This is a genomic window from Microbacterium sp. (assembly GCF_047606385.1).
Taxonomy (GTDB): domain Bacteria; phylum Actinomycetota; class Actinomycetes; order Actinomycetales; family Microbacteriaceae; genus Microbacterium.
The window spans coordinates 100,406-111,903 of record NZ_JASGEL010000030.1 but is presented as its reverse complement, the minus strand read 5'-3'; the positions used below and the strand labels follow the sequence as shown (position 1 = coordinate 111,903).

The window sequence follows — 11,498 nt, the reverse complement described above, 5'->3', positions numbered from 1 at the left end:
GCCGCCGGGGCTCAGCGCGCGCCGACCGGGACGACGGCCACGAGCACGACCTCGCGGCCGCGCTGGGTCAGCCGCGCCCGGCGGCCGAGCTGCCCGACCCCGCGGCGCCGCACCGCGCCGCGCAGGACCCCGGGACTGGCGACCTCGACCTCGAGGCATCGCTGCTGCCGGGGGCCGGTGGCGCGCAGGCGCACGGTCGCCTGCTTGGCCGCGGAATGCTTGACCGCGTTCACGAAGGCCTCGCTGGCGATGTCGGCGACCTGGCGAGCCGTCGCCGGGTCACGCATCCCGGTGGCCGCGTCCAGGTCGATGTCGCAGTCGATCTGCATCACCTGCGACCACACCGACAGGAGCGCACCGAGCGGATCCTCCTCCGGGCCCCGGTCCTGCGGCGACACGACGTGGTCCAGCGCCCGGTGGACCGCCGCGATGAACGTCTCGGTCTGCTCACGGGTCGCGACGTCGTCGTCGAGCGTCGCGGCGAACACGACGCACCGTCCCTGCACGGCGCCGTGGAGGGACGCGGCCGCCGCGCGGAGGACCTCCGGTGCGGAGCCGGGGCTCCGCCCGCCCGGCCCCCGGACCGCGGCGAGCGCCTGCGTGAGCCAGCGCTGCTCATTGTCCGACCGGAGGATCGCGGCCTCGGCGATCGCCGCGAGCACGGTCAGCAGCGGGAAGGCGAGGAGCGAGATCAGCGCCACCGGCCCGTCGACGACCGGCAGGAACGCCAGTGAGAGCACGGCGCCGGTGACGACGGCGAACACCACGATCAGGATGCCGCGGGTCGAAGCGGCACGGCGACGCGCGACGATCCGCAGCAGCAGGTCGGCGATCACCGCGACCGCCAGCAGGGCCAGCGCACAGGCCAGCAGCTCGAGCGGCGGGAGGATGTGGGACGCGTACGGGATCGAGGCCACGATGTAGAGCACCCCCACGAAGCCCACCGGCGGCGGGGCCAGCCTGGCCCACATCGACGGCAGCCCGACCGTGCCCGACGAGGTCGCCTGGTCCGCTCCGGCGTCGAGCCGGTGGCTGGCGGCGCGGACGTCCTCGGAGAATCCACGCACGCGCTCGAAGTCGACGACGCCGTGCCGCAGCGCGTCGACGCGGCGACGAAGCTCACCGACCGTGAAGACCACGCGTGCACGGGCACGGCGCATCGTGTCGTCGTACCCGCCGCCCCCGCCGAGCACGGCGAGGGCTTCGCGCAGCCGGCGGTTGACGGCTGTCGCGGTGACGGTCGTGTCGACCGCGACGGCGACCATCGACATCAGCACGAGCCAGCTGATCGCATTGGTCAGCATCCGCAGCGGCCACTCGGCGATGCTCGTGCCGACCGGGGACCCGCCGAAGAGCAGGTCGTTCAGCGGCGGCCGCAGGACCGAGACCACGACGACGGCCGCGAGCACCGCGACCGCACGGCCCCCGGAGCTGACGAGCAGACGCTCGGCCCACGCGGCGGGCAGCACCACCACGACGCAGACCATCCAGCTCAGCAGCGACGCGAGCAGCGCGGCCGGCAGCTGCGCGGCCGCATCGACCCCCGCGAACGCCCCGAGGGCCGTCAGCGCGGCGGGCAGGCTGACCAGCGCCGACCACCAGGTGAAGAAACGCCCCCCGGTGACGGCGCGCCACCATCGCTGGGCGAGGACTCTCACGACCATCGCCCACCGCTGCGGCGGACGGGCGCGTGCGCGCTGCACTGCCCCATCCCTGCCCCTTCACGGGGACGGACCCGAGACGTCCCCGACTCGTACTCTAACGACCCCGGACCGCGCTGTCAGAGAGCGGACAACGCCGCGTCGAGATCCGCGATCAGATCGTCGGCCGACTCGATGCCCACCGAGAGCCGCACGAGCTCGACCGGGACGGCCAGCTCCGTGCCCCGGACCGAGGCGTGCGTCATCTCGTCCGGGTAGTTCACGAGGGACTCGACGCCGCCGAGCGACTCGGCCAGGGTGAACAGCCGGGTGGACTCGGCGAAGCGTCGCGCGGCGGGGCCGTCGGCGAGCGCCAGGGACACGACGCCGCCGAAGCCGGTCATCTGGCGGGCGGCGAGGTCGTGGCCCGGGTGGGACTCGAGCCCCGGGTAGTACACCCGGGCGACGCGGTGGTGGGCTGCCAGGAACCGGGCGACGGCATCCGCGTTCTCGCTGTGCCGCTGCATCCGGATCGCGAGCGTCTTGATGCCCCGCGTCGTCAGCCACGCGTCCAGCGGGCCCGAGACCGCGCCGGCCGCGAACTGCAGGAAGCGCACCTGCTCGGCGAGCGCCTCGTCGCCGGTGACGACGGCGCCGCCGACGACGTCCGAGTGGCCGCCCAGGTATTTCGTCGTGGAGTGCACGACCACGTCGGCGCCCAGCGCGAGGGGGCGCTGCAGCGCGGGCGAGGCGAAGGTGTTGTCGACGACCACCAGCGCGCCGGCGTCGTGACCGAGCCGCGCCAGCCCGGCGATGTCGCTGATCTTCAGCAGCGGGTTCGAGGGCGTCTCGACCCACAGGATGCGGGCGGGCCGCTCGATGAGCACGGCGGCGACGGCGGGCAGGTCGCTCATGTCGACCACCCGCACCCCGACGCCCCACGGCCCGAGGATGCGGGCGAGCAGGCGGTAGGTGCCGCCGTAGACGTCGCTGCCGAGCAGGACCTCGTCCCCCGGTCGCAGCACGGCCCGCAGCAGGGCGTCCTCGGCGGCCAGGCCCGAGGCGAACGAGATGCCGTGGGCGCCGCCTTCCAGCGCCGCCAGCTGCGCCTCCAGCGCGGTGCGGGTCGGGTTCCCGCTGCGGCCGTACTCGTAGCCCTGGCGGAGACCCCCGATGCCGTCCTGGACGTAGGTCGAGGACAGGTGGATCGGCGGGATGACCGCGCCGGTGGAAGGGTCTGCCTCCTGGCCGGCGTGCACGGCCAGGCTCTCGAAGCCGTGAGCGGCGGGATTGGTCATCGGTGTGCTCCTGCGGGGGTCGTGACGGATGCGGCCGGCTCGGCCGTGAGGGCGAAGCCGCGCTCCCGCATCCATTCGTCGTCGTAGATCTTGCTGAGGTAGCCGCGGCCGTGATCGGGCAGCAGCACGACCACGACGGCGTCGGCGGGCAGGTCGCGCGCGACCCGCAGAGCGGCGGTGACGGCCATGCCGCTGGAGCCGCCGACCAGCAGCGCCTCCTCGCGGGCGAGCCGACGGGTCATGGCGAAGGACTCGGCGTCCGGGATGCGTTCGTAGCCGTCCACGACGGTGGCGTCGAAGGTGTCCGGCAGGAAGTCCTCCCCGACCCCCTCGACGGCGTAGCCGTGGACCGGGCCGCCGGAGTAGATCGAGCCGACCGGGTCGGCGCCGATGACGGTCACCGCGCCGTCGGAGACCTCCTTGAGGTACCGCCCGGTGCCGCTGATCGTGCCGCCGGTGCCGATGCCGGCCACGAAATGGGTCACCCGGCCGTCGGTGTCGGCCCAGATCTCCGGTCCCGTCGTCTGGTAGTGCCCGAGCGGGCCGTTGGGGTTGGCGAACTGGTTCGGCTTGAACGCGCCGGGGATCTGGCTCGCGAGCCGGTCGGACACGCTGTAGTACGAGTCGGGGTGCTCGGGGGGCACGTTCGTGGGGGTCATCACGACCTCCGCGCCGTAGGCCCGCAGGACGGCGACCTTCTCCCCCGCGAACTTGTCGGGCACGACGAAGATCATGCGGTAGCCGCGCTGCTGGGCCACCAGCGCCAGGCCGACGCCGGTGTTGCCGCTGGTGGGCTCGACGATCGTGCCCCCGGGGCCGAGCAGGCCGTCGCGCTCGGCGGCGTCGACGATGTTCCGGGCGATGCGGTCCTTCGCGGAGCCGCCGGGGTTGAAGTACTCGACCTTGGCGAGCACGGTCGCACCACAGCCGGCGGTGACGCGGTTCAGACGGACGAGGGGGGTGTGGCCGACGAGGTCGGCGACGCTGTTCGCGTAACGCATGGAGAAGTCCCTGGGCTGAGCGCCGCGGCGAGGCCTGCGGGCGCGTGGTCGGTGTCGGTCGGTGAGGCGCGCACGAGGCGCGGGAGGATCACTCAGCGACAACAACGACAGGTCAGCACGCCCTCGACCGTACACGACCGGTACCCGCCTCGCCACTCGGCGCCGTCCCGCCGAGCTCGCACGGACGCGAGCGGAGGATCAGCGGGCGGCGACCCGGCCCCACGGCGTCGGCCCCGTCGCGATCGGGCGCCCCGCGGCGCGCGACCACTGGCTCCACGATCCGGGGAACACGCGGGCGGCCACGCCGGCGTGCGCGAGCGCGAGCGCGGAGTGCGCGGCGGCGATGCCCGAGCTGCAGTAGACGACCAGCGGCACCGAGCCGGCCGCCCCGGCATCCGCGAACGTGCGACGGATGCGGGCGGGCTCGCGCAGCCGTCCGGCGGCGTCGATGTGCGCCATGGTCGGCACGTTGATCGCGCCCGGGATGTGGCCGGCCGCCGGGTCGGGGGTCGGCGCCGTTCCCCGGTAGTGCTGCGGCGAGCGCGCATCGATGAGCGCCCCGTCGAGCGCGGCTCGCACGGTGTCGGCGATGGATGCCGCATCCGGCTCCGCCTCGGACAGCTCCGCGTTCCCGGGGCGCGGCCGCACATCGCCCGAGTGCAGCGTGCCGCCCGCCTCGACCCAGCCGCGCACGCCGCCGTCGAGCACCTTCACGTCCAGCCCGCGGCGATGCAGCAGCCACCACAGCCGCGCGGCCGCCACGCCGTCGTTGTCGTCGTAGGCGACGACGAGGTCGCCGCGGTCGACGCCCCAACGGCCGACCGCGGCCTGCAGCGCATCGTGCGAGGGCAGCGGATGCCGCCCTTGCTCCGGGTGCCCGGGATTGGCCAGCTCCTGCTCGAGATCGACGTAGACAGCTCCCGGCAGATGTCCGGACACATACGACGGACGGCCCTCGGGCAGGTCGAGCCGCCACCGCACGTCGAGCAGCCGCACCGGGCGCTCGGCCTCGAGCGCGGCGGCGAGCCCGGTCGGCCCGATCACATGCGTCATCCTGCGAGCCTGACCCGCCCACCCGCCCCCGGCGAGGCTCCCCCGCAACATCCCGTCATGCCGTGTCACGCCGCGTCACACAGGGGCGTCGAGGGGTATCGGCGTCGCTCGCCTGGTCGCCGCTCAAGACAGTCGCTCAAAAGACAGGACACCTCAGCGCAGGCCCCGCGACACGCCGCGCGATGGGCCCCTTCCGGCGCATTCAGCCGCACCCGTCCTGTCTTTTGCGCCGCGGCGTCATATAGGTTGTGCACAACTAGATTGCGTGCAATACTTTTCGCGTGCCGGTGGTCGACGAGATGGTGTGCTTCGCTCTCTACTCCGCGAGCCGGGGGACGACGCAGGCCTATCGGCGGCTCCTCGAGCCGTGGGGCCTCACCTACCCGCAGTACCTCGTGCTCGTGGAGCTGTGGGACCTCGGCCCGCGCACCGTCCGCGAGCTGGGCGCGGATCTGGCGCTGGACTCCGGCACGCTCTCGCCGCTGCTCCGGCGCATGGCCGATGCCGGATACCTCACGCGTTCACGCGACCGCGCCGACGGACGCGTGGTCACCGTGCGCCTCACCGAGCGGGGCGAGGCGCTGCGCGACGAGCTGGAGGGCATCCCGCTGGAGGTCGGATCCTGTCTCGGCCTGAACCTCGAGAGCGCCCGCGAGCTGCTCGATGTGCTGCACCGGGTCACCGGCAGCCTGCACGTCGCCGACGAACCGACCGCGGATGCCACGGCATCCGCCTGACGAAAGGACACCATGGACGCGATCTACACCGCAGAGGCCCTCGCGACCGGCGACGGCCGCAACGGCCACGTGCGCACCGCCGACGGGCTCGTCGACATCGACGTGCGCGTGCCGAAGGAGATGGGCGGCGCGGGCGGGGCCGCGAACCCCGAGCTGCTGTTCGCCGCGGGGTACGCGGCATGCTTCCACAGCGCGCTGATCTCAGTGGCGCGCCGCGAGAAGGTCGCGATCCACGACACGAGCGTCGGCGCACGGGTGGGCATCGGCCCCGACGGCGGGGGCGGGTTCGGCCTCGTCGTCGAGCTCGAGGTCGTCGTCCCGGATCTGCCGCACGACCAGGCACAGGCGCTGGCCGACGCCGCCCACCAGGTCTGCCCGTACTCGAACGCGACGCGCGGCAACATCGAGGTGACCGTCCGGGTCGTCGAGGACCGAGCCGCGACCGCGACAGAATGAGCGGGTGACCGACCCGAACGCGCACGCCATCGCTCCCGATGCCGACGCGCTGGGCGCCGGCTGGACGCGGCCGCCGTCCGCCGCCGCGCATGCCGCCGCCGGACGCGACGAGCGCAGGCGACACCCGCGCCGCCTGCTCGCGACCCTCACGGCGCAGCCGGCGCGCGACCCGCTCGGCATCCTCGCCGCCCAGAACGCGACCCGCGTGCCCGAGCTCGTCCCGCTGCGGGCGGAACGGATGTCGGCCAGCCCGTTCACGTTCTACCGCGGCACCGCCGCCCTCATGGCCGCCGACCTCGCCGCCGACCCGCACAGCGGCATCCTCGTGCCGTCCTGCGGCGACGCGCACGTCTCCAACTTCGGGTTCTACGCCTCCCCGCAGCGCACTCTCGTCTTCGATCTCAACGACTTCGACGAGGCCGCGTGGGCGCCGTGGGAATGGGACCTCAAGCGGCTGATCGCCAGCGTGATCATCGCCGGACAGGCCTCGTCGCGCGACGAGGGGACGACCCGGGATGCCGCCCGCGCCGCGGTGCGCGCCTACGCCGGTGCGATCGCGCGCGCCGCCACGCTCAGTCCGACCGCGCGCTACTTCACGCACCTCGACGCCGACACCGGCATCGACACGCTCGACACGGCGTCGCGCAGGGCGTTGCGCACCGCCGTCCGCGACGCCCGGAGGCGCACCGGCGAGCGGGCCACGCGCAAGCTGACCGCGCTCGGCGACGACGGGCGGCTGCGGTTCGTGTCGCAGCCGCCGACCATGACCCCGCTCGGTCCCGACCTCGCCCGGCGCGTGCACGAGTTCATCCTGCGATACGTCGAGACCACCCAGGCCGACGTGCGGCAGCTGATCAGCGCGTACACGGTCTCCGACGTCATCCGCCGCGTGGTGGGCGTCGGCAGCGTCGGCACCCGGTGCGCTCTCGTGCTGCTGCAGGACGGTGACGGCAACGCCCTGATCATGCAGTCGAAGGAGGCGGGGCGCAGCGTGCTCGAACAGTACGGGGGCATCGAGCAGCCCAGGCTCCTGCGCGACCACATCGCGTGGCACGGCGAAGGCGGCCGGGTCGTGGCCATGCAGCGCGTGCTGCAGGCGCTCTCGGATCCCTTCCTCGGCTACCTCCGGGCCGACGGCGTGGATCTCTACGTGCGACAGTTCCACGACATGAAGGGCGGCATCGAGGCCGAGACGCTCGACGACGTCCCGTTCGCGAACTACGCGCAGGCGTGCGCGATCACCCTCGCCCGCGCCCACAGCCAGTCCGCGAACGCCGCCGCCGTCGCCGGGTACATCGGCGGGGGCCGCGTGATCGCCGACGCGATCCTCGACTGGTCCGAGGCGTACGCCGAGCTCAGCGGACGCGACTACGAGGCCTTCCTCGGCGCGCAGGCGCCGGCGGGCTGAACTCCTCGTCCTTCCGATTTGTGCACTCTCGGCACGATCATGCAATAATGCACTATGTGAATGAGAGTGCAGAAGGATCGCGTGCCCGACGGCGCACCGAGACGGCTCGCACCCTCATCCGCCTCGCTCGCGCCGCGACCGCCGCCCACGGCCTGCACGGGTTCACCGTCGAGGAGCTGTGCGAGCAGGCGGGCCTCTCCCGCCGCACCTTCTTCAACTACTTCGCCTCGAAGGAGGACGCGGTGCTCGGCATCCCGCTCCACCGCGGCGACGAGGAGCTCACCGCGGCCTTCGTGGCCGGCGGGACCGCGTCCGGCGACATCTCCCCCACTCTCCTCGACGACCTCGCCGAGCTCGCGCTCGAACGATGGCGCACGATGGACATCGCCCCCGACACGGCGCGAGAGCTGTTCGCCGCGATGCACCGGGAGCCCCGGCTGCTGGGCCGCATGCTCGACCTCGGCGCCCAGGGCGAGCAGGACGACGCACGCCTGATCGTGCAGCGCGAAGGGCTCGAGCCCGGCGATCTGCGCGCGCAGGTGGCCGCGCTCACCGTCGGCGCCCTCGCGCGAGCGGCCACCGGGGAGTACCTGCACGCCGAGGGCGCCGAGTCCTTCGACGTCGTCTTCGCCCGCCACATGCGGGCTGCCCGCGACCTGTTCGCCACACAGGCGGCCTCACTCCTGGAAGGACACGCGTGACCACGCTCGACGCACCCCTGCTGCTGACCAAGCGGCGGATCTGGATCATCTTCTCGGCGCTGATCGCCGGGATGCTGCTGGCCAGTCTCGACCAGACGATCGTCTCCACCGCGATGCCCACGATCGTCGGTCAGCTCGGCGGCGTCGACCACCAGGTGTGGATCACCACCGCCTATATCCTCGCCACGACGATCGTCATGCCGATCTACGGCAAGTTCGGCGATGTGCTGGGCCGGCGCCGCCTGTTCCTCGCCGCGATCGCGATCTTCACGCTCGCGTCGCTGGCCTGCGCCTTCGCCGGCGACTTCTGGACCTTCGTCGCGTTCCGCGCGGTGCAGGGCCTCGGCGGCGGCGGGCTCATGATCCTGTCGCAGGCGATCATCGCCGACATCGTCCCCGCCAACGAGCGCGGCAAGTACCTGGGACCGCTCGGCGGCATCTTCGGCCTCTCCGCCGTCGCCGGCCCGCTCCTGGGCGGCCTCTTCGTCGACCACCTCACCTGGCAGTGGGCGTTCTACATCAACATCCCCGTGGGCATCGCCGCGTTCGTCATCGCGCTGGTCGCCCTCAAGCTGCCGAACAAGCGCGCCGAGAAGCGCATCGACTGGCTCGGCGTGCTGTTCCTCTCGGCGGCGACGACCTGTCTCATCCTGTTCACCGACTTCGGCGGCGACTCGGACATCGGCTGGGCGTCGCTCGCGACCTGGGGCTGGGGCGCGGGTCTCGTCGTCGCGATCGCGCTGTTCGTGATCACCGAGGCGCGCGCCGAGGACCCGGTCATGCCGCTGTCGATGTTCCGCAACCCGATCTTCGTGAACGCCACCGCGATCGGCCTGGCCCTGGGCATCGGCATGTTCGCCGCCATCGGCTTCGTGCCCACGTTCCTGCAGATGTCCTCCGGCACCTCGGCCGCGGCGTCCGGCCTGCTCATGCTGCCGATGATGGCGGGACTGATGGGGACCTCGATCGTCTCCGGCATCCTGATCACCAGGACCGGGAAGTACAAGATCTACCCGATCATGGGGGCGGTCCTCACCGGCATCGCGATGGTGTGCATGACCACGCTCGAGGCGGCGACCCCGATCTGGCTGATCTGCGTCTACCTGTTCGTCTTCGGCGCGGGTCTCGGCCTGATCATGCAGGTCGTCGTGCTGGTCGTGCAGAACGCCGTCCCGGCGGCCGACATCGGCACCGCCACCAGCGCGAACAACTACTTCCGCGAGGTGGGCGCGGCACTGGGGACCGCGGTGTTCGGCACCCTGTTCACGAGCCGGCTCACCGAGAACCTCACGCGGGTGTTCACCGAGGCGGGCGCGTCGGCGTCGGACGCGGCCAGCGCGAGCTCCAGCATCGACCCGTCCACGCTGGACCAGCTGCCGGAGGCGGTGCGCACCGGCGTGGTCGACGCCTACGCCGACGCCCTGGCCCCGGTGTTCTGGTATCTGGTGCCGTTCATCGTGATCGCGCTGGTGCTCGCGCTGTTCTTGCGCCAGATCCCGCTCTCCGACGTCGCCGGCCTCGTGGCGCGCGGCGAGGCGATCGGGGGCGAGGAGGCCGAGTTGCTCGAGGCGGCGCAGCGCACGGCGACCACGCCCGATCGGGGTGTCCGAGACCACACCTGACGCGCGGTCAGAGCACGTCCGCGAGCACCCGCACCGCCGCGGCGAGGTCGAGCACCTGGGCGATCTCGACGGCGCGGTCCATCCGCGCGCCCTGATAGACCACGTGGACCCGGCCGACCACCTCGACGAAGCCGACCACCATCATGCCCCGGACCAGCGCGTAGGAGTCGAAGCCGGTGCGCTCGAGAGCGATCTCGTCGGCATCGACCTCGGCGGCGGGCGGCAGGACGTCGGGCACGAGGAGATGCGCGTCCCGCGACAGAGTGCTCATGGCGCACCCTGTTCGGCGAGCCACGGCAACTCGATCGGCTCGGTGGGAGGGAGGGCGTCGAACAACGGATCTGCGTGCATCATCGTCGCTCCGTTCGTGGTGGATGCTCCGATTGTGACCGCGCGAGCGCGCCGCGGATCGCCCCTTTCGTTCGCCGCCCCGACGTGCTACAGGTAGGCGCGCTCGTACTGCAGCGGGACCGGGGCGGCGGCCCCCAGCTCGCGGGCGGCGCGGATCGCGAAGTTCGGGTCGCGCAGCATCTGCCGTCCGGCCAGCACCACGTCGGCCTGCCCTGCCACGAGGGCCTGCTCGGCCTGGAACGACTGATCGATGAGGCCCACCGCCGCCACCGGCATCCCGGTCGCAGCGCGCACGGCCGCCGCGAGCGGCAGCTGGTAGCCCGGCCCGACCGGGATGCGCGCGCCGGACACGACCCCACCGCTGGAGACGTCGAACAGGTCCGCGCCCCGCTCTGCGGCCCACCCGGCGACAGTGGCGACCTCGTCGACCGTCAGGCCGCCGTCGGCCCAGTCGGTGGCCGAGAAGCGGACCAGCACCGGCACCTCCTCGCCGATCGCGGCGCGCACGGCCGCCACGACCTCGAGGACGAGACGGGCTCGGCCCTCCAGCGACCCGCCGTACTCGTCCGTGCGACGGTTGCTCAGCGGCGAGAGGAACTCGTGCAGCAGGTAGCCGTGCGCGGCGTGCAGCTCGAGCAGGTCGAAGCCGGCCGACACCGCGCGACGCGCCGCCGCCGCGAAGGCGTCGACGACGGCGTGGATGCCGTCGAGATCCAGGGCGAGCGGCTCGTCGAGGTCGTCGAAGGCGATCGCGCTGGGCGCGACCGTCCGCCAGCCGCCGTCGTGGAGGGGGACGGACCCGCTCCCGGCCGCGTCGAACGGGCGATACGTCGAGCCCTTGCGGCCCGCGTGGGCGAGCTGGATGCCGGCGAGCGCGCCCTGCGAATGGATGAAGTCGACGATCGGCGCGAACGCGTCGCGCTGGGCGTCGTCCCATAGCCCGAGATCCTGCGGGCTGATGCGCCCCTCGGGCACCACGGCGGTCGCCTCGGCGATGACGACGCCCGCCCCGCCGCGGGCGAGCGCGCCCAGGTGCACGAGATGCCAGTCGGTCGGCACGCCGTCCTGCGCCACCACCGAGTACTGGCACATCGGAGGCACCCACAGCCGGTTCCGCGCCTCGACGCCGCGCAGTCTGATCGGGGTGAACAGCCGGGGTTCGCGGGGCATCGGTCCTCCTGCAACGGGGGTCGGGTTTCGGAAGGCCGAACGATATTCGCGGCCGGAATCT

Annotated in this window: 11 protein-coding genes; 5 read left to right on the top strand and 6 right to left on the bottom strand. The window is 72.8% G+C overall.

The genetic code is table 11. The annotated features are described in order from the left end of the window. Positions 1-11: 11 nt before the first annotated feature. From QM626_RS03540 to QM626_RS03525, 4 genes are all read right to left on the bottom strand, one after another. A complete protein-coding gene (locus tag QM626_RS03540; protein ID WP_415074033.1) occupies positions 12-1,703 on the bottom strand; it encodes a hypothetical protein in 1,692 nt (563 codons plus the stop codon). A 77-nt stretch (positions 1,704-1,780) separates the two neighbouring features. Continuing rightward, complete coding sequence (locus QM626_RS03535; protein ID WP_415074031.1) at positions 1,781-2,938, bottom strand: cystathionine gamma-synthase; 1,158 nt, start codon at positions 2,936-2,938, stop codon at positions 1,781-1,783. Next, positions 2,935-3,939, bottom strand: a complete 1,005-nt coding sequence (locus QM626_RS03530; protein ID WP_415074029.1) for a PLP-dependent cysteine synthase family protein — start codon at positions 3,937-3,939, stop codon at positions 2,935-2,937. Before QM626_RS03530 ends, QM626_RS03535 begins: the two co-directional genes overlap by 4 nt. 198 nt (positions 3,940-4,137) lie before the next feature. Then, a complete protein-coding gene (locus QM626_RS03525) occupies positions 4,138-4,992 on the bottom strand; it encodes a sulfurtransferase (RefSeq protein WP_415074027.1) in 855 nt (284 codons plus the stop codon). 281 nt (positions 4,993-5,273) lie between these two features. On the opposite strand from QM626_RS03525, the gene QM626_RS03520 reads away from it, so the two are divergent. From QM626_RS03520 to QM626_RS03500, 5 genes are read left to right on the top strand one after another with little or no spacing between them, the layout of a single operon-like run. Next, complete coding sequence (locus QM626_RS03520) at positions 5,274-5,729, top strand: MarR family winged helix-turn-helix transcriptional regulator (RefSeq protein WP_415074025.1); 456 nt, start codon at positions 5,274-5,276, stop codon at positions 5,727-5,729. Between the two features lie 12 nt (positions 5,730-5,741). Further along, on the top strand, positions 5,742-6,185 hold the full coding sequence (locus QM626_RS03515) for an Ohr family peroxiredoxin (protein ID WP_415074023.1): 444 nt from the start codon (positions 5,742-5,744) through the stop codon (positions 6,183-6,185). A 4-nt stretch (positions 6,186-6,189) separates the two neighbouring features. Continuing rightward, positions 6,190-7,593, top strand: coding sequence for a DUF2252 domain-containing protein (locus QM626_RS03510; protein ID WP_415074021.1), 1,404 nt, complete (start codon positions 6,190-6,192; stop codon positions 7,591-7,593). A 47-nt stretch (positions 7,594-7,640) separates the two neighbouring features. Next, complete coding sequence (locus QM626_RS03505; RefSeq protein ID WP_415074019.1) at positions 7,641-8,294, top strand: TetR/AcrR family transcriptional regulator; 654 nt, start codon at positions 7,641-7,643, stop codon at positions 8,292-8,294. Next, positions 8,291-9,916 (top strand): MDR family MFS transporter, encoded by a 1,626-nt coding sequence (locus QM626_RS03500; RefSeq protein WP_415074017.1) that lies wholly within the window; start codon positions 8,291-8,293, stop codon positions 9,914-9,916. Before QM626_RS03505 ends, QM626_RS03500 begins: the two co-directional genes overlap by 4 nt. Before the next feature lie 7 nt (positions 9,917-9,923). Here QM626_RS03500 and QM626_RS03495 read toward each other — a convergent pair whose 3' ends face one another. Both QM626_RS03495 and QM626_RS03490 read right to left on the bottom strand, forming a co-directional pair. Then, the gene (locus QM626_RS03495) at positions 9,924-10,187 is read right to left on the bottom strand and encodes a hypothetical protein (RefSeq protein WP_415074015.1); all 264 of its coding nucleotides are present in this window, start codon (positions 10,185-10,187) and stop codon (positions 9,924-9,926) included. 167 nt (positions 10,188-10,354) lie between these two features. Next, positions 10,355-11,437: an NADH:flavin oxidoreductase/NADH oxidase gene (locus tag QM626_RS03490; RefSeq protein WP_415074013.1), complete on the bottom strand. Its 1,083-nt coding sequence runs from the start codon at positions 11,435-11,437 to the stop codon at positions 10,355-10,357. Between the last annotated feature and the right edge of the window lie 61 nt (positions 11,438-11,498).